Raw genomic sequence first — 16,718 nt, forward strand, 5'->3', positions numbered from 1 at the left:
CTTAAGTGTTGATAATGACAGACGAAAAGTGTCCGTAGAATTGTATACAGTATGCCTGCTTACCATAACCATTCCGTTGAAATCAAGGGAAAAATATTTGGAATTTCACGATCGTCAGCACCACGGGCGGCTCGTTTTGTGCTATAAAAGCTACCCTGAAATCAGCTGAAGGGGAGCATCTCGCCATGGAACAGTATCAACAGGCATTTGAATCGCTGTTTGCGACAAATATGGGCTATCGACCCGGTGAGCGGATCCTGGTGTTCAGTGACCTGATCCGCAGCGATGAGGCGCTAACTGAGGCCGACCGTAACCGACGCAGCCGGTTGCACGCCACGGCCCGCGAGCTGGCCGATTTCAGTCGTATCCGTTTCGGCAGCGGCGAGTTTTCCGATTTTCCTGCAACCCCGGCCTCGGGGGCCGAACCGCCCTTGACGCTCTGGCAGGCTGTGTTCAGTGAGGCGATCATCGAGCAGTTGGAGATTACCGGCCTGATGGGGCCGCTCTTGGCCAAGTCCATCGATGCCGCAGGGCTGGAGCGGGCACGGGGTATTGTGGCTGCCGGCAAGGCCGCCGTGGCCAACATCATCATTGCCCTTGCCAACAACTCCACCAGCCACACCAACTTTCGCAAGCTGGCCTGCCATGCCGGGGCCCGTTTCGCCTCGCTGCCGCACTTTGATCCGGAGATGTTCGCCACTTCCATGACCGTGGATTGGCACGCCCTGGCCGACCGTACCGCCAAGCTGGTAGAGGCCGTCAATCGCGCCGAGTGGGTCTATGTGGAGTGCCCCAACGGCACCGTGATGCATATCTGTAAAAAAGGGCGCAAGGCCGAGGGTGATGACGGCCTGCTGACCGCCGATGGCGCCTTCGGCAACCTGCCGGCCGGCGAGGCCTACCTGGCCCCGCTGGAGGGGGAGAGCCACGGCACCATGGTGATCGAGTGGGGGCCCACAGCCAAGCTTGCCAGTCCGCTCACGTTGACGGTGGCCGATGGTCGGGTGGTGCGGATTGACGGTGATGACCCCCTCAGGCAGCGTCTTGAGGCCAAGTTTGCCGAGAACTCCAACTGCCGCAACCTGGCCGAACTGGGGATCGGCACCAATGACAAGGCCAGCCGACCGGACAACGTGCTGGAGGCTGAGAAGATCCTGGGCACCATCCATCTGGCCCTGGGGGATAACACCGGCTTTGGCGGCATGGTGGCCGCGCCGTTCCACGAGGATTATGTCTTTTACCAGCCCACCGTGACCTTGGTGATGCCGGATGGCAGTCAGGAGATCATCATTGACAACGGGAGGCTGCAGCTATGAAACAACCACTGACGCTCGGTTTTTCCCCCTGTCCCAACGATACCTTCATGTTCTATCCGTTGGTGCATGGCCTGGTGGATACCGCCGGCCAGCGCTTCAACGAGCGGTTGGAGGATGTGGAGACCCTCAATCGGCTGGCGGTGAAGGGGGTGCTGGACGTGACCAAGGTCTCCTACGCCGCCCTGGGGCATATCCGTGAGGAGTACGCCCTGCTGAAGGCCGGCAGCGCCCTGGGGCGCGGCTGTGGGCCGCTCTTGGTGGCCAGGGAACCGTTTGGCCCGGCCGACCTGGCGGGCAAGACCATCGCCATTCCGGGGCGCTATACCACCGCCCACCTGCTGATGCGGCTCTACAACCCGGGCCTGGAGACCTTCCTGGAGATGCCGTTTCACGAGATCATGGATGCGGTGATGACCGGCCGGGCCGATGCCGGGGTGATTATCCACGAATCGCGCTTTACCTATCAGGGCTTTGGTCTGCACCAGCTGGTGGACCTCGGCGCATGGTGGGAAGGCGAGACCGGCCTGCCGATCCCGTTGGGGGGTATTGTGGCCCGCCGTAGCCTGGGTGCGGAGACGATCCGCAACATTGAGGCTGCCCTGGCTGCCGGGGTGGAGTATGCCCGCGCCAATCCGGACGAGGCGGCCCACTACATCCGTGAACATGCCCAGGAGATGAGCGAGCAGGTCTGCGCCGCCCATATCGGTTTATATGTAAATGATTTTTCCCAGAGCCTGGGTGACGAGGGGGAACGGGCCGTGATTGAGCTGTTGCGTCGGGCCGAGTCGGCAGGTATTATCCCGGCCTCGCAGGCCCCGTTGTTTATCTGATTTTCGTCTGAAAGGAAGCGATAGTTATGGAATGGCTGTTTGACCCGCAGGCCTGGTTGGCCCTGCTGACCCTGACCGCACTGGAGATTGTGCTGGGGATCGACAACATCATCTTCATCAGTATCCTGACCGGCAAACTGCCGGAGCATCAACGGGCCAAGGCCCAAAAAATCGGCCTTTCGCTGGCCATGATCAGCCGTATTCTGCTGTTGTTCTCGCTGGCCTGGATCATGAAGCTGACCGCGCCGTTTTTCTTCGTGTTCGGCCATGGTGTTTCCGGCCGTGACCTGATTCTGTTGGTCGGTGGCCTGTTCCTGCTGGCCAAGAGCACCATGGAGATCCACGACAAGCTGGAAGGTGAGGAGCATCACGCCGGTGAAGGGGCCGCAACGGTTTCTTTCAGGAATATCCTGATCCAGATTATGTTCCTGGATATCGTCTTCTCACTGGATTCGGTGATTACGGCAGTCGGTATGGCCCGTCAGCTATGGGTGATGGTGGCGGCGGTGGTGATCTCGGTGGGGATCATGCTGTTCTTTGCCGGCCGGGTCAGCCGTTTTGTGGAACGGCACCCTACGGTCAAGGTGTTGGCGTTGTCGTTCCTGTTGATGATCGGCGTGGCCCTGATCGCCGACGGCCTCGCCTTCCATATCCCCAAGGGCTATATCTACTTCGCCATGGCCTTCTCGGTGTTTGTGGAGATGATCAATATCAAGGTGCGCGGCAGTGCCGAGAAGCCGGTTCGGTTGCGGCAGCAGCTGGTGGAGAACGGTGTAGAAACGCACTAGCCGGATCAGCACCAACACAAAGGGCGTCCATCGAGGACGCCCTTTGTGTTGGTGCTGCCAGTAGTCGTTGTTATGGGCGACGGTACTCTGCCGTGGGCCAGAAGGGGATGCCGCCACGGGGGGTGAACTCGCCTTTGACGGTCAGCCAGACCGGATCAAGCAAGGTCACCAGGTCGTTGCAGATCCGGTTGACGCCGGCCTCGTGGAACTCGCCGTGCATCCGGAACGAGCCCAGGTACAGCTTGAGGCTCTTGCTCTCGACGCAGCGCTGGTCAGGCTGGTAGTCGATGATGATGGTGGCGAAGTCCGGCTGGCCGGTCATCGGACAGAGGCAGGTGAATTCGGGGCATTCGATATGCAAGGTGCCGGTGCAACCGCTGGGGTTGGCTGTCCGGTTGGCAAAGGGCGAGGGGAACCATTCCAGTAGGCCGGCATCCGGTCCGTCGTAGCGATAGCTGGTGGCCGTACCCTCGCCGAGAGTTTTCAATCCTTCATGCAGATTCATGCTGCACCTCATGCTTGCAAAGTGGTACGCATCACGTACACTCACCTCTATAGCATTTCTTTGTTGCACTAGGAAAGGGGAAGCGAAGCCATGGCCGCTGCAGAAGAACTGCTGACACACTATCGCCAGCTTGCGGGAAGGGAGGTGGCTGTGGGCGACTGGCTGCAGATGGACCAACAGCGTATCGACGCCTTTGCCCAGGCCACCGGTGACCTGCAGTGGATCCATATCGACCCGCAGCGGGCAGCAGCCGAATCACCCTACGGCAGTACCATCGCCCACGGTTTTCTGACCCTGTCGTTGTTGCCGCTCTTGACCCAGGCCAACGCAGTCGGGCAGTTTGAAAAAAACTACCCCGGCATGCGGTTGCGGGTCAACTACGGCCTGAACAAGGTCCGTTTTCCCGCTCCGGTCAGGCCGAGCGATCGACTTCGCGCCCGTACTACCGTACTGTCGGCCGAACCGGCCGGTGCCGGTGTCGAGATCATCTATCTGCTGACGGTGGAGGTTGAGGGCAGCGAAAAGCCGGCCTGCGTGGCCGAGCAGGTGATTCGGGTCTATCCGTGATGGCTGCCCTGTCTGGCGTGTTGGCGGCCTGTGCAGAGCTGTGCTATAGAGAACAACCCGTGATCAATCATCCGAACAAGTGAAGATGCAATGCGTTTTAGTCTGAACGAACATGTGCGAGGCGTGCATGCCCCGCCGATCGGTGAGGTGCGCAGCTGGGCCGCCCAGCGTTCGGCCGACGCCCCGGCCCTGATCGACCTCTGTCAGGCGGTGCCGGATTATGGTCCGCCGGCAGATCTTTTGGCCCACCTGCGTACACAGATCGACGATCCCGCAACCTGCCGCTATACCCCGGATGAGGGGTTGCCGGAGGTGCGCGAGGCGGTCTGTGGTCGTTACCGGCGGCGCTACAACGCCAAGGTGGCCCCTGACCAGTTCTGTCTCACCGTGGGGGCCAGCGCCGCCTTTTGGCTGGCCATGCTGGTGTTATGCCAGGCCGGCGACGAAGTGATCCTGCAGCTGCCCTGCTACTTCGACCACCCGATGGCCCTGGGCGGTCTGGGGATTCGTCCGGTGTATGCTCCCTTTGTGGAGAAGGAGCGCGGCCTGCCCAATCCGGCCGCCATCGCCAAGCTGATCACCCCCCGCACCCGGGCGATCCTGCTGGTTTCCCCCAGTAACCCGGCCGGTACGGTGATCCCGCCCGACCTGTTGCGGGAGCTTTATTTTCTGGCCCGCCAACACCGGATCGCCCTGGTGCTGGATGAGACCTACAGCGATTTTGTGGAGGGCATGCCCCACGACCTGTTCACCCTTGAGGAGTGGCACAGCAGTCTGGTGCAGGTGATGTCCTTTGGCAAAAGCTACGCCTTGACCGGTTATCGGGCCGGCCTGTTGGCAGCGGCGCCCGCCTTTATCGAGCAGGCCCTCAAGCTGCAGGACACCATGACGGTCTGCCAGCCGCGGATCACGCAGTTGGCCCTGCAGTACGGCCTGGAGCGGCTGGATGACTGGGTAGCGGCCAACCGTCTGATGATGTCGTTGCGCCACAACCTGTTCGTGAACGAATTTACCCTGCCGGGAAATCGCTTCCGGTTGGTGGCCAGCGGCAGTTTTTTTGCCTGGGTCAGGCATCCCTTCGTCGGCCGCAGTGGTCGTGAGGTTGCCCGGCGGCTGGCAATGGAGGCTGGCTTGCTGACCCTGCCGGGCGAGGTGTTCGGCCCCGGCCTAGAGGGGTATCTGCGGCTGGCCTTCGGCAATATTCGCGACAAGGCGATTCCTGAAGCGGTCTATCGTTTCAGGCAGTCTGCTTAGGGGAGAATGAACATGACAATCATCGTTCGCGTACTGTTGTTGAGCATGTTGCTGGCCACCTGGTCTGTGCCTTGCGGTGCAGCCGACTACCACAAGACCAAGGTGGCGGTGCTGGATTTTCAACAACAGGGCTCGTTCAGCAACCAGGACGTGGGCAAGATCGTGGCGGAATGGTTCACCACCAGCCTGGTGGAGGCCGGCCGTTTTGAGGTGATCGAACGTCGTCTGATGCAGCAGATCCTGCAGGAGCAGAAGATGGGTAGCTCCGGCCTGTTGGATCCGGCCAGTGCTTCCCGGCTGGGTAAGCTGCTGGGGGTCAAGACGGTGGTGACCGGCACGGTGCAGAATTACGAGCGGACCTATGAGCTGAACGTGCGGCTGATCAACGTTGAGACCGGCGCCATCATCACGGCCGACCGGGTGCGGGCCGGTTCCACCACCAGCCTGAACGATCTGGTTGCCAAGATTTCGGCCCGCATCATCCGGCATTTTCCTCTGGATGGCTATGTGGTCAAGCGGGATACCGATCGGGTGATGATCGACCTGGGACGTCAGGCCGGTGTGCGGCCCGGCATGCAGTTCAGCGTCTACGTCGAGGGGGAGCCGGTGCGTCATCCCAAGACCGGTGAGGTGCTTTCGATTGAGCGGGTTCCCAAGGGATTGCTGAAGATCGATTCGGTCTGGGACAAGACCGCTCTGGCCAGTGTACTTAAAGAAAATCCGGCTGATCCAATTCTGGCTGGCTATCAGGTGCGCAGCAGTCAGTCGGAGGAGGTGCTGAATCCGCTCGAGGCAGCCAAGCTGCGGGAAGAGGAGCGCAAGCGCGAGGAGGCTGAGCGCAAGGCGCAGGCAAAACGTGATAAAGAGGCCCGCGAGTATCAGGAAAAGCTGGAAAAAGAGGCGCGGGAGCGGGAGGAAGAACGGCTTGAGGCCCTTGAAGAACAACGCAAGCGCGAGGCGGAACGGCTGGCCGAGGCAGCTATCAGTGGTCTGACACCGTCTACGGTCTTTCCTGCACTGCGTGAGGATCTGTTCAGTCTGGCGGTGTCACCCACCAATAACCAGATCGCCACCGGCGATGATGATGGTCAGATCGTGATTTGGGATCTGGCAACGGGGGGGCAGGTGATGACCCTGCCTGGTCACCTGAAGGGGGCCGTGGTGGCCCTGGAGTTCAGCCCTGACGGTCGTCAGCTGATTTCGGCCGGCAAGGATAAACGGGTGGTGCTGTGGGATCTGGCTCGCCGGCAGCAACAGGCCTCCATCGAGCTCAAGGATGTCGCCAGTGACCTGCATCTGGCCCAGTCAGGAAGACTGGTGGCAATCGGCTCGAAGGGGAAAGAATCCTGGCTGTGGGATCTCAAAACCAATCGTCTGCGGGCGGTTAAGAACCCTGACGATGTGCTGGCGGTGGCCATCAGTCCAGACGGTCGGGTGCTGGCAACTGCCGGCCAGGCCAAACAGATTGTGCTGTGGGATGCTGCCAGTGGCCGCCAGCTGAAGGGGTTGTCCGGTCACAGCGGCGACGTCAGGGCGCTGGCCTTTGTCGGCAGCAGCAGGTATCTGGTATCAGCCGGCGAGGATAAGCTGGTGTTGATCTGGGATCTGCAGCGGGCTACCCAGCATCAGATCCTGCGTGGGCATGCAGATGAGGTGATCCATCTGGCGGTCAGCGCCAACGGTAAGCGGCTGGTGAGTGGCGCCGAAAAAATGCTGATCGCCTGGGATGGTCTACAGGGACGGGAGTTGCGCCGCTACCGACTGGAAAAGGGGGCTGATCTGTTGGCAATGACCTCGGACGGCCGGACATTGGTGGTGGGGCGCGGTAAGCAGTTGAGCGCCTATCGGCTGGAGTAACAGAGGGACTGTTCGCTACAGCGTACTCCCGTAACAGGGAGATGAGATATGTGATAACGGCTTGCCGTTTTGGCTCACTGAGGGTAGCATGCTGCCCGTTAACGTTAACCACGCAGGGAGGTTCGGCATGAAGAAGCTAGGTTTGGCGCTTGTGCTGGTGGTCTGTTGGGTGGCGACCGCCTCGGCCGCACGGGTTTATCTCAAGGATGGCAGCTGGATCAATGCCAAGAAGGTCTGGCGTCACAAGGGCAAGGTGGTGGTACTGGTTAACCGCGATTCCATTACCAGTTTTACCAATGAGGAGCTGAACCTGAAGAAGACCTTTCCACCCCGCAAAAAGCGGATAAAGAAGACACCACCGGTTGTCCCCGCGAGCGTAGCCTCGACTCCGGTAGCGGCGCCAGCCGCAGCTCCGGCGCTGGTGGTGACGCCACCGCCAAAAGAAGGCAAGCAGCTCACGGTTCCCAACCTGCGGATGAAGCTGCCGGAGCGCGAGCCACCCAAGCTGGGGGGCGGCGAAGGCAGCATTCGTAAGCAGAAGCAGGAGATGGAAAAACGTCTGAACGAATAGCGGTAAAGGCTTACAGATTGCTGAATGTACAACGAGGCGGCCCTCCGAAGGGGCCGCCTCGTTGTTTTTAAGGGTTGGCTGACGGCTACTTTTGAAGCCAGCGGGCCACATCCTTGGCGTGGTAGGTGATGATCAGATCGGCGCCGGCCCGTTTGAAGCCCAGCATGGTTTCCATCACCACCCGCTCTTCATCGATCCAGTCGTTGGCAGCCGCTGCCTTGATCATGCTGTACTCGCCGGATACGTTGTAGACCGCCAGCGGCAGGGCATATTCATTGCGCAGGTCGCGCAGGATATCCAGGTAGGGCAGGCCCGGTTTGACCATGATGATGTCGGCCCCCTCCTCGATGTCGGCCTGGGCCTCCCGCAATGCCTCCAGCCGGTTGGCCGGATCCATCTGGTAGGAACGGCGGTCGCCGAACTGGGGTGTCGATTCGGCCGCCTCGCGGAACGGTCCGTAGTAGCCGGAGGCATATTTAACGGCATAGCTCATCACCGGGATATGGCTGAAACCGTTGTCATCCAGTATCTGGCGGATGGCACCTACCCGGCCGTCCATCATGTCGGACGGCGCCACCATGTCGGCCCCGGCTTCAGCGTGCGACAATGCCTCTCGCGCCAGCAGTTCCACCGTGGCATCGTTGTCCACATCGCCGTCCCTGATGATGCCGCAGTGGCCGTGGTCGGTATATTCGCACAGGCAGACATCGGTGATCACCGCAAGTCCCGGCACCTCTTGTTTTATGGCCCGGATGGTCTCCTGGATGATGCCGTGCTCGGCATAGGCATCGCTGCCCACCGCGTCTTTGGCCTCCGGGATGCCGAACAGGATCACGGCCGGGATACCCAGGCTGTGTACCTCTTTGGCCTCGGCCACGATATGCTCGATAGACTGTTGATAGATGCCCGGCATAGAGGAGACTTCCTTGCGAATGCCCTTGCCGAAGGCTGAAAACATCGGATAGATCAGGTCGTTGACCGAAAGTGCGGTCTCCCGCACCATGCGACGGAAGATCTCTTTGCCGCGAATCCGGCGGCCGCGGTGAGCGATGAAAAACATGATCTGTTCTCCTGACGTTAAATTGATGGTGGAGGCCCCATAGTACCTGCGCCACACCAGCTTTGCAAGGTTCTGACGGTTGACAGATGGAAAATGCGTGCTACAACGTAAGCGTTGAACACTGTCCTGGAGAAGGTCAGTTCCGGGACATATTTGAAAGGAGGATACAACCTATGATGAAAAAAATGGCAGGGATTGCCGTCTGCGCCGTGGTGCTGCAGGCTGGCGTGGCATTGGCCGAAAACCGGGCAGAGACTTTTACGTTTTCCCCCTACGCCGGTGGGGTGACCTTTGATGGCGATCTGGACATGAAGAACGTCTCCCCCACCTTTGGTCTGCGTCTGGGCTACAATCTGACCGACAACTGGGCCCTGGAAGGGGTGGCCGGTTATATCAAGGGCCGTCAGGATGGCGGTGGATCCACGGATATGGTGCGCTACGGCGGTGACCTGCTCTATAACTTCATGCCCAAGAGCGATTTCGTGCCGTATCTGGCAGCTGGCTTCGGCGGCTTGGATGGCGAGGAAGGTAAAGCCAAAGGGCTGTGGAACTACGGCGCTGGCGCCAAGTGGTTCTTCACCGAGAACGCCGCCCTGCGCGGCGATGTGCGTGCCTTGCACTACACCGCTGACAGCAGCATCAAGAACAACGTAGAGTACACCCTGGGTCTGCTTTTTGCCGTGGGTGCACCCAAACCGGCTCCCAAGCCGGTTGAGGTCGCTCCGATTGTGGCGGCACCGCTCGACAGCGATGGCGATGGCGTGATTGACGATCGTGACAACTGCCCCGGCACCCCTAAAGGCGTGAAGGTGAATGCCGACGGCTGTCCGCTGGATAGCGACAAGGACGGCGTCTACGACTATCAGGATAACTGCCCCGGTACTCCGGTTGGTGTGAAGGTCGATGCCAAGGGTTGTCCGCTGGATAGCGACAAGGACGGCGTGTATGACTATCTGGACAGCTGCCCCGGCACCCCGCTGGGCGTCAAGGTTGATGCCAAGGGCTGCCCGCTGGATTCCGACGGTGATGGCGTGTATGACTACCTGGACAAGTGCCCCGGCACCCCCAAAGGCGTGAAGGTTGATCAGGACGGCTGCGCTCCCAAGGTCGTGGAGTCAACGGCCCAGAAGGCCGCTCCTGTTGCTACCCGAGTCGCCCTGAAGGTGCAGTTCGATACCGGCAAGTCGCTGATCAAGCGGCAGTACTACGATGAGCTGAAGGCAGTTGGCGATGCCCTCAATCAGGACAAGACCCTGAAAGGGACCATCGAAGGGTATACCGACAGCGTGGGCAACGACCGGCTCAACCAGCAACTGTCTCAGCGTCGTGCCAATGCGGTGCGTGATTACATCATCAAGAATTTCAAGGTTGATGCCAATCGTCTGAGCGCCAAAGGTTTTGGTGAGGCCAATCCGGTGGCCGATAATACCACCGCTGCCGGACGTGCCCTGAACCGCCGTATTGAGGCCGTGTTCGAGTAACAGCCACAATGGTTGTTGAAAATAAAAGGCCCCGACTCCAGCAGGAGTCGGGGCCTTTGTCGTTCAGGCCGCAGACCGGATCAATGACTAAATCCAGGCGTCGCCGCCATCGTACTGCAGGTCTTCAGCCTTGCCCTTGGGGCCCATCTTGAAGCGGGCCTCCTTGGCATACTGCTTGAGCCGTCCGGTGGCGTCTTCCTGAATACCGGCCAGCTTGCGACGGGTTTCGTTTCCGGGGGCTGGTGCCAGCAGCAGGGCGGCAACAGCACCCAGCAGGGCGCCGGAGGCAAAAGCCAGGATGGCGGTGGTGGCGGCATTATCGTTGGAGCGGGACATGATGGACCTCCTCTTCACAGGCAATTTCTGTATTCTCTCTAGCACAGGTCGGCGTGTCAGCAAAAGCAAAAACTACGTGTCAGACCGAGTCAATCCGTTGCAGGTGGCGGCGCACCATCTGTTCAAAGTCGGCATCGCGGTTGCCGGTGTAGACCAGCGACGCGCCGATCTCGGCCGCCAGGATGGCTGCCTGGTACTTGCGTGGCAGCCGGTTGATCCTGCGGCGAAAGGCCGGCTCTTCCCGTAACAGGGTCGGCAGGTGCCGCAATAGTGCCCCGCGGAAAGGTCGCTGCAGACAGAGCTGGGGGCGCTGGCTGAAGAACTGGAACAGACGGCTGTAGTAACTGTTGATGTTCTGGCTGATATGGCTTGAAACTTCAGTGTACGGCAGGTTGCCTCCCGACTCCTGCCGACGTTGCAGGATCAGGCGTGCCTCGTCTCGGGATCGTTTTTCCAGAATAGCCAGCACATCGGCCACATAGCGCTCCTTGAAGGTCTGGAACTCCTGTTCCGTCAGCAGCAGGTTGGCGATGATCTCGTAGGAGGAGGAGATGACGCCGCACTTGTTGGCTGAGGCGTCCCGCATGATCACACAACCGGCCTTTTGTAGTTCGAGACGGGCCTGGGGGGTGATGAAGGAGTTGGCTCCCTCTACGATGACTGGCGCCGAAGGCCTGCCGTCCGCTAGCAGAAAGTCGCTCCAGTTCCGGTCGTCGATAGTCTCCGGCCGGCCACCGGCCGGAATGAACAGGTCTGTCGCCACGTGGAATAGCAGCTTGTCGTATTCACGATGAAAGTCATCCGATGGAATCCAGCGCTCCTGCAGGCTGCCATCAGGCAAACATTCCATGCGCCGGTGCACCTGTTTTAGGCCCTCTTTGCGCTGCCCGCTGCGGAAGAGCATCAGGCCGCCGGGGCCGAGGCGGCGCGGGTCAAAGTGATCCAGGTCCTGTCGCAGAGTAATCCGTTGCAGTTCGTCACGATCGAGTCCTGCCGGGTCGTAGGCGGCGGCTGTACCGTCAAGGATCATGGTCAGCCGTGCCTGTGGGCAGCGTTCCAGGATCAGTCGCAGGCAGTTGCCGGCCACATCGCCGCCCGGCCCTCCGGTTAGCTTGACACTGAACGGATCATGACGGATGTCGATCCCGTGGGCCGCCATCACCACTTCGGCAAAGGTCATCACACCGGTGGAGGTCACGCCGTACTGTTTGTGGTTGATGCCGAAGCGCTTGCTGGAGATGATTCCTGCCCCCAGCAGGTAGCCGCGGCGCCTGGACAGGTCAGCCAGGGCCTCGATCATGCTGTCGTGCATGTTCTCATCGGGGCCCAGTTCGATCGGTTCGTCATCGCCGTAGTAGTCCACCACCCGCTGGTCGCGGGCCCGGCCGTCGCTGGTGATGAAGATATCCAGAAAGGCGTTGGCGATGCTGTACTGCAGCTTATACAGGCGGCAGGTCTCCGCATCGCGGACTGCGGGGTCGAGGTCGCTGGCGTCCAGCACCAGCGCCAACTTTGAGCCGCCTTCGTAGATGTCCTTGTTCTTGAGGTGCTGGGTGTGGGCCAGCACATAGACCTCCCGCAGCAGGGTGCTGGCTGCGGTAATCACGTCATCCTGGCTGCGGGCGATGATGGTACGCCAACCACCGCGGGCGATATCGGAAAAACCGATGTGGTAGCCATGGCCGTAGCGGCTGAAGAAGAAGGTCACCCGGAACGGCGGTGTATCCGGCAGATCGGCAATAGTTGCGCTGCCCAGCTCCTGCAGGTAGGCCGGATCAAGACGAAAGGCCAGGGCCTGCTTTTCCACGACGAAGAAGTTGGTCTTGAGGGTGTGGCTGATCAGCAGCAGGCAGCAGCGGTAGATGGTGCGACGAATCTCATCCAGCCAGCGGTGGCCGGTATTGTAATCCTGTACCGTGCGGGTCGCTTCCGCTAATGCCTGCTGGTACTGCTGACGGTCGGGCAGCTCCGGGTCAAAGCGCAGCCTGAACAGGCTGGTCAGCAGCAGCGCCATCTCCGGGTGGTTGTGGAAGGCGCTCTGCACATCTTCCAGGCCAAAGCGATCGGGATTGCTGTGGGCCAGATTGGTATGGCAGAAGGCCACAAAGGCATTGATCAAGGCAGCATCGTCTCCCGGCAAAACACCTTTGGTTACCCATTCCCGGTAACTGTAACCGGTATTGGCCAGGATCTGGGTGTTGCACAATTCCTGCTGCATGCGACCTGCCAGTGGTGAGCCGGTGGTAAGCGGCTGGCCGCTGCGGTGCTGCAGATAGAATGTCCCCAAGAAGTACGGGTGGGTACCGTTGGATATGGTTTGGCAGTAGGCCCTGCGGATGCCGATGTCCAACCGGTTGAAGACCTCCACCACCTGGAGCAGAAATTCCTCCTGGGGTGGATTACCTACGGCGAACAGCAGCCGGGTTTCCTGCTGTCCCTCTCGCTCCACCTCTCTCAGGTCCAGGTACAGGCCGCCGCTGGCGTTACTCTGGCTGAACAGCCAGACGAGCCAGGCGGTGCGGCTGGGGGGCGACAAGGTAACGCTGGCCGGGTTGTTCTGCCAGAGCAGGCTCAACAGGCGTAGGCAACGCTGCCGATCGAGGGATGGTGCGATGGTTCGCAGTTCGCGCAGGATTGACCGTTGCAGCTTGGGATCAAGTTCAGGTTCACGCTGCGGATCGATCGTTCCGTGGGGCCGTCGGTCGAATTCGAAGCGTTGTACCTCCAGCTCTTCGGTCATGCCAGGCATGGCACCATTGGAGTGGGAGAACATGGCGTAGGAGATATGCTCAACCGGAATACGACGCAGGGTTTCGTACAGGGATCCGGGTTGGTCTACGCAGGCCAGGATCAAGGTCCGCTCCCGGTCGCTGAGCATCAGGTGGCGGTTGTGCTGCAGTGTGCCGAGTTCCCTGGCCAGGGTTGTCAGCGCCTCTGATTCATCGGCCATGGCCTGAAAGAAGTAGGGCGACATGTGCGACTCAAGCCAGTCTGCATTGGCCAGTGCCGTGGCAGCGTGTGTACTGCGACTGCGTTGGATGGAACGGGTGAGTTGCATGGTGTCCCCCGGAGTGTGTGGTGCCTGTGCATTGGGAGTATAGCGAGAAAGCGACCGCTGGCAAGGTTTGACACAGTAGCCTTGACCCTGCCGACCGTGGATGTGTATACTTCTGGCCGCAGAAAACCTTGAAGGGATCTTTTTGTCCATGCCAGAAAAAGCCTGTCGAATAGAGCTTGACGGAACGGTTGCGCGGCTGCGGATAGCCGGTGGCGAACAGTTGTCACGTCGTGACCTGTTAGGCCAGCTGCGCAAACAGTTCGAGCAACTGGCCGTTAAAGAAGGTGTGCGCGGGGTGCTGGTCTGCGGTCAGGGTGCACAGTTTTGCCAGGTTGCTGCTGACGCTTCACTGACGCCATCTGATGCCGCCCGATTGTCCGCTTTTGGCCAGGAGGCGTTGTTTGCCCTGGAGGGATTAGGCAAGCCGGTGGTGGCAGCCCTGTCCGGCGAGGTTACCGGTCTGGGGCTTGAGCTGGCCCTGGCCTGCTCCTTCATCGTTGCCGATCATTCGTCCCGCTTCGGGTTCCCGGAGATCAGTCAGGGGCGTCTGCCCGCCTTTGGTGGCACCCAACGCCTTGCTCGGCTGGTCGGCCGTTCAGTGGCCAAGCAGCTCCTGTTTAGTGGCGAGCTGATCGACGCCGAAGAGGCGTTGCGGGTGCGGCTGGTAAACCGGCTCTATGGGGCGGCTGAGCTCGAACAAGCGGCTATGGCCCTGCTGCAGCGTGTCTGTACCCGTTCTCCCCTGGCCTTGCGGGTGGGGGGCGAGGTGGTGGACGCCGGGTATGATATCGATCTCAAGACCGCCTGTCTGCTGGAGCGGGATGCCTTCGCGCTCTGCTTTGCCTCCCGTGATCAGAAGGAGGGGATGGGCTCCTTTCTGGAAAAACGGGAACCGCAGTTTACGGGAGAGTGACCGATGCCGCTCAAGCAAGGCTGTGTACAGATTTATACCGGTAACGGCAAGGGCAAGACCACAGCCGCTTTGGGGTTGTGCCTGCGTGCCGTGGGTCGCGGTCTGAAGGTCTGCTTTTTCCAGTTCATCAAGGGTGGTGGACCCTATGGCGAGCAGTTGGTGGCGGAAAAGCTGGCGCCGCTGTTCACCATTATCCAGACCGGCCAGCCCGGCTGGGTCAACACCAGCGATACCAGCGCCGACCGGGCTGCAGCCCAGGAGGCTTTGCAGCAGGCACGGGAGATCATTACCTCCGGCCGTTATGATCTGGTGGTGTTGGATGAACTGAACGGTGCACTGGGGTTTGGTCTGGTGGATCTTGATCAGGTGCTGGAACTGATCGCCTTGCGGCCTGCCGGGATGGAGCTGGTGATTACCGGACGCAATGCCCACCCCCAGCTGGTGGAGGCAGCCGATCTGGTGACCGAAATGCGCGATATCAAACATTACTACCAGGCTGGGGTCCCTGCGCGGACCGGCATCGAGATGTAGGCAGGTCAATGAACAAGGAGCTCGGAAGCTGATGCCGTACAAGAAGTTGCGTATTGAGGTTCGCAACCGGGTCGGGTACCTGACCCTGGATAGTGGAGCCCGCTTCAACAAGCTGTCCGTAACCACCATCCGCGAGCTGAAACGGGCTCTGGCCGAGCTTGAGAATGACGAGTATGTGGGCTGCATCCTGCTGTCGGGCTGGCCCGGCGAATCCTTTGCGGTGGGGGCCGATATCGGTCAGATGCGTCCCTTCACCCCCCTGGACGGGCTGCAGTTCGCCGATCTCGGGCAGTCGCTGTTTGACCAGATGGAACGCATTACCAAGCCGATTATCGGCGCAGTGAATGGCATCGCCATGGGTGGCGGTTGCGATCTGGCTCTGGCCTGCGATATGCGTATCGCCAGTGACAGGACGCTGATCGCCCATCCCGGCGCACGGCTGGGGATCATTACCGGTTTTTGCGGCACCCAGAAGCTGCCGCGACTGGTGGGCAAGAACCGGGCCCGGGAGATATTTGTGACCTGCGACAGTTACAACGCTGCCGAGGCGCTGCAGATGGGGCTGGTGGACCGGGTGGTCAACGGTGACCGGTACTGGGATGAGGTGGTCGCCGTGGCTGAGCGGATTGCGAGCATGCCGCCCAGCAGCCTGGCCTGGGCCAAGCAGTTGGTGAATCTGGCCGAGGAGACCACGCTGCGCAGCGGCTGTCTGGTGGAGCAGGGTGCCGCCTCGCTCTGCTCGCTAGCGATGGCTCCTGATAGTTGTGTCTAGCAGATGCACGGCTTTACGATGTTGTCCGATGATTTACTTGCACAACCGCCAGCATCAGCTATACTAAAAGTCCGACTGCCGTATATGCAATGAAAGGAGCGTCGTAATGACCCTCGGAGCACTCGCAGCACTGATTGCCGCTCTTGCCTTGGCGGTGTTGGTCCTGTTTTTGATACCGACCATCCTGTCGGTAAGGCGTACCGCCGAATCGGTGACCGGCTTGGCCGATCTTCTGACCAGCGAGCTTAAACCCACGATCAAAGAGCTGAACGAGGTGCTGGCAGAGTTAAAAACGGTGAGCAAAGGCATGGCTGAACACACGGCTGATGTTCAGCGGTTCATGACCGCCTTGGGCGAAACAGGCGATCAGATGACCACCATCAATCGGTCCATGTGTCTGGTTACCGGCATGTTCGGTCAGGCCAGCGCCTGGGCAACTGGAGCGAAGGTGGCCGGTAAATTTCTTTTGGACCGTTATCTCAATCGTAAGATGAAAGGAGCTTGACCAATGGCCCACAATGACAATGGTGTTTCGACTGGTACGGTGATAGTTTCGTTTTTGGCCGGCGCGGCCCTGGGTTCTGCTCTGGCGCTGCTGTACGCCCCCAAGAGCGGGCGTGAGACCAGAGAGCAGATCGCTGACCTGGCGGACGATGCCGTGGAAAAGATCAAGGAATATACCAAGGAGGCGCAGACCAAGCTCGTGAGCGCCTTTGAGGAAGGTCAGGAGGCGATTCGCGAGAAGAAGTCGATCCTGGCTTCTGCCATCGAGGCCGGCCGTGAGGCGATTCAGAAAGAAAAGAGCAAACTCGCCTCCTGATCAGCCATCTGTCCCTGCTGTACAGACGAGCCCATCGCCCAACGATGGGCTCGTTTTTT

The 16,718-nt window shown here is 60.2% G+C and carries 17 protein-coding genes; 13 read left to right on the forward strand and 4 right to left on the reverse strand.

What is annotated here, in order from left to right:
- Positions 1–185 precede the first annotated feature (185 nt).
- Genes RBQ93_RS07735 through RBQ93_RS07745 form a run of 3 tightly spaced genes read left to right on the forward strand, consistent with a single transcriptional unit; the run spans position 186 to position 2,934 of the window.
- On the forward strand, positions 186–1,316 hold the full coding sequence (locus tag RBQ93_RS07735) for a peptidase (protein WP_320371528.1): 1,131 nt from the start codon (positions 186–188) through the stop codon (positions 1,314–1,316).
- Entirely contained in the window at positions 1,313–2,146 is an 834-nt protein-coding gene (locus tag RBQ93_RS07740; RefSeq protein WP_320371529.1) for a 1,4-dihydroxy-6-naphthoate synthase, read from the forward strand. The genes RBQ93_RS07735 and RBQ93_RS07740 overlap by 4 nt, the downstream gene beginning before the upstream one ends.
- 26 nt (positions 2,147–2,172) lie before the next feature.
- A complete protein-coding gene (locus tag RBQ93_RS07745; RefSeq protein ID WP_320371530.1) occupies positions 2,173–2,934 on the forward strand; it encodes a TerC family protein in 762 nt (253 codons plus the stop codon).
- Positions 2,935–3,004: 70 nt separating this feature from the next.
- On the opposite strand, the gene queF is transcribed toward RBQ93_RS07745, so the two are convergent.
- The gene (gene queF / locus RBQ93_RS07750; protein WP_320371531.1) at positions 3,005–3,439 is read right to left on the reverse strand and encodes a preQ(1) synthase; all 435 of its coding nucleotides are present in this window, start codon (positions 3,437–3,439) and stop codon (positions 3,005–3,007) included.
- Positions 3,440–3,529: 90 nt separating this feature from the next.
- Here queF and RBQ93_RS07755 point away from each other — a divergent pair, with 90 nt between their 5' ends.
- The 4 genes from RBQ93_RS07755 (at position 3,530) to RBQ93_RS07770 (ending at position 7,688) form a co-directional block, all read left to right on the forward strand.
- Positions 3,530–4,006: a MaoC family dehydratase gene (locus tag RBQ93_RS07755; protein ID WP_320371532.1), complete on the forward strand. Its 477-nt coding sequence runs from the start codon at positions 3,530–3,532 to the stop codon at positions 4,004–4,006.
- 90 nt (positions 4,007–4,096) lie between these two features.
- The gene (locus RBQ93_RS07760) at positions 4,097–5,260 is read left to right on the forward strand and encodes an aminotransferase (protein ID WP_320371533.1); all 1,164 of its coding nucleotides are present in this window, start codon (positions 4,097–4,099) and stop codon (positions 5,258–5,260) included.
- A gap of 12 nt (positions 5,261–5,272) precedes the next feature.
- The gene (locus RBQ93_RS07765; protein ID WP_320371534.1) at positions 5,273–7,117 is read left to right on the forward strand and encodes a FlgO family outer membrane protein; all 1,845 of its coding nucleotides are present in this window, start codon (positions 5,273–5,275) and stop codon (positions 7,115–7,117) included.
- Positions 7,118–7,244: 127 nt separating this feature from the next.
- Positions 7,245–7,688 (forward strand): hypothetical protein, encoded by a 444-nt coding sequence (locus RBQ93_RS07770; protein ID WP_320371535.1) that lies wholly within the window; start codon positions 7,245–7,247, stop codon positions 7,686–7,688.
- Positions 7,689–7,773: 85 nt separating this feature from the next.
- Here RBQ93_RS07770 and hemB read toward each other — a convergent pair whose 3' ends face one another.
- Complete coding sequence (hemB, locus tag RBQ93_RS07775; protein WP_320371536.1) at positions 7,774–8,748, reverse strand: porphobilinogen synthase; 975 nt, start codon at positions 8,746–8,748, stop codon at positions 7,774–7,776.
- 173 nt (positions 8,749–8,921) lie between these two features.
- On the opposite strand from hemB, the gene RBQ93_RS07780 reads away from it, so the two are divergent.
- Positions 8,922–10,229: an outer membrane beta-barrel domain-containing protein gene (locus tag RBQ93_RS07780; RefSeq protein WP_320371537.1), complete on the forward strand. Its 1,308-nt coding sequence runs from the start codon at positions 8,922–8,924 to the stop codon at positions 10,227–10,229.
- A gap of 87 nt (positions 10,230–10,316) precedes the next feature.
- Here RBQ93_RS07780 and RBQ93_RS07785 read toward each other — a convergent pair whose 3' ends face one another.
- Both RBQ93_RS07785 and RBQ93_RS07790 read right to left on the reverse strand, forming a co-directional pair.
- On the reverse strand, positions 10,317–10,565 hold the full coding sequence (locus RBQ93_RS07785) for a YtxH domain-containing protein (RefSeq protein WP_320371538.1): 249 nt from the start codon (positions 10,563–10,565) through the stop codon (positions 10,317–10,319).
- A 79-nt stretch (positions 10,566–10,644) separates the two neighbouring features.
- Positions 10,645–13,623: an NAD-glutamate dehydrogenase domain-containing protein gene (locus RBQ93_RS07790; protein ID WP_320371539.1), complete on the reverse strand. Its 2,979-nt coding sequence runs from the start codon at positions 13,621–13,623 to the stop codon at positions 10,645–10,647.
- 148 nt (positions 13,624–13,771) lie between these two features.
- Here RBQ93_RS07790 and RBQ93_RS07795 point away from each other — a divergent pair, with 148 nt between their 5' ends.
- The 5 genes from RBQ93_RS07795 (at position 13,772) to RBQ93_RS07815 (ending at position 16,659) form a co-directional block, all read left to right on the forward strand.
- Positions 13,772–14,536, forward strand: a complete 765-nt coding sequence (locus RBQ93_RS07795) for an enoyl-CoA hydratase/isomerase family protein (RefSeq protein WP_320371540.1) — start codon at positions 13,772–13,774, stop codon at positions 14,534–14,536.
- Between the two features lie 3 nt (positions 14,537–14,539).
- Positions 14,540–15,067, forward strand: a complete 528-nt coding sequence (gene cobO / locus RBQ93_RS07800; RefSeq protein ID WP_320371541.1) for a cob(I)yrinic acid a,c-diamide adenosyltransferase — start codon at positions 14,540–14,542, stop codon at positions 15,065–15,067.
- Between the two features lie 31 nt (positions 15,068–15,098).
- Positions 15,099–15,839, forward strand: coding sequence for an enoyl-CoA hydratase/isomerase family protein (locus tag RBQ93_RS07805; RefSeq protein WP_320371542.1), 741 nt, complete (start codon positions 15,099–15,101; stop codon positions 15,837–15,839).
- A gap of 106 nt (positions 15,840–15,945) precedes the next feature.
- Entirely contained in the window at positions 15,946–16,344 is a 399-nt protein-coding gene (locus tag RBQ93_RS07810) for a DUF948 domain-containing protein (RefSeq protein WP_320371543.1), read from the forward strand.
- 3 nt (positions 16,345–16,347) lie between these two features.
- Positions 16,348–16,659, forward strand: a complete 312-nt coding sequence (locus RBQ93_RS07815; protein WP_320371544.1) for a YtxH domain-containing protein — start codon at positions 16,348–16,350, stop codon at positions 16,657–16,659.
- The last annotated feature ends 59 nt before the right edge of the window (positions 16,660–16,718 follow it).

Source organism: Trichlorobacter sp. (genome assembly GCF_034008105.1).
Taxonomy (GTDB): domain Bacteria; phylum Desulfobacterota; class Desulfuromonadia; order Geobacterales; family Pseudopelobacteraceae; genus Trichlorobacter.

Bases quoted from the DNA above. Each gene is read 5' to 3' on its own strand.
- RBQ93_RS07735 (WP_320371528.1), top strand. From the start codon at position 186: ATGGAACAGTATCAACAGGCATTTGAATCGCTGTTTGCGACAAATATG.
- RBQ93_RS07740 (WP_320371529.1), top strand. From the start codon at position 1,313: ATGAAACAACCACTGACGCTCGGTTTTTCCCCCTGTCCCAACGATACC.
- RBQ93_RS07745 (WP_320371530.1), top strand. From the start codon at position 2,173: ATGGAATGGCTGTTTGACCCGCAGGCCTGGTTGGCCCTGCTGACCCTG.
- queF (WP_320371531.1), bottom strand. From the start codon at position 3,439: ATGAATCTGCATGAAGGATTGAAAACTCTCGGCGAGGGTACGGCCACC.
- RBQ93_RS07755 (WP_320371532.1), top strand. From the start codon at position 3,530: ATGGCCGCTGCAGAAGAACTGCTGACACACTATCGCCAGCTTGCGGGA.
- RBQ93_RS07760 (WP_320371533.1), top strand. From the start codon at position 4,097: ATGCGTTTTAGTCTGAACGAACATGTGCGAGGCGTGCATGCCCCGCCG.
- RBQ93_RS07765 (WP_320371534.1), top strand. From the start codon at position 5,273: ATGACAATCATCGTTCGCGTACTGTTGTTGAGCATGTTGCTGGCCACC.
- RBQ93_RS07770 (WP_320371535.1), top strand. From the start codon at position 7,245: ATGAAGAAGCTAGGTTTGGCGCTTGTGCTGGTGGTCTGTTGGGTGGCG.
- hemB (WP_320371536.1), bottom strand. From the start codon at position 8,748: ATGTTTTTCATCGCTCACCGCGGCCGCCGGATTCGCGGCAAAGAGATC.
- RBQ93_RS07780 (WP_320371537.1), top strand. From the start codon at position 8,922: ATGATGAAAAAAATGGCAGGGATTGCCGTCTGCGCCGTGGTGCTGCAG.
- RBQ93_RS07785 (WP_320371538.1), bottom strand. From the start codon at position 10,565: ATGTCCCGCTCCAACGATAATGCCGCCACCACCGCCATCCTGGCTTTT.
- RBQ93_RS07790 (WP_320371539.1), bottom strand. From the start codon at position 13,623: ATGCAACTCACCCGTTCCATCCAACGCAGTCGCAGTACACACGCTGCC.
- RBQ93_RS07795 (WP_320371540.1), top strand. From the start codon at position 13,772: ATGCCAGAAAAAGCCTGTCGAATAGAGCTTGACGGAACGGTTGCGCGG.
- cobO (WP_320371541.1), top strand. From the start codon at position 14,540: ATGCCGCTCAAGCAAGGCTGTGTACAGATTTATACCGGTAACGGCAAG.
- RBQ93_RS07805 (WP_320371542.1), top strand. From the start codon at position 15,099: ATGCCGTACAAGAAGTTGCGTATTGAGGTTCGCAACCGGGTCGGGTAC.
- RBQ93_RS07810 (WP_320371543.1), top strand. From the start codon at position 15,946: ATGACCCTCGGAGCACTCGCAGCACTGATTGCCGCTCTTGCCTTGGCG.
- RBQ93_RS07815 (WP_320371544.1), top strand. From the start codon at position 16,348: ATGGCCCACAATGACAATGGTGTTTCGACTGGTACGGTGATAGTTTCG.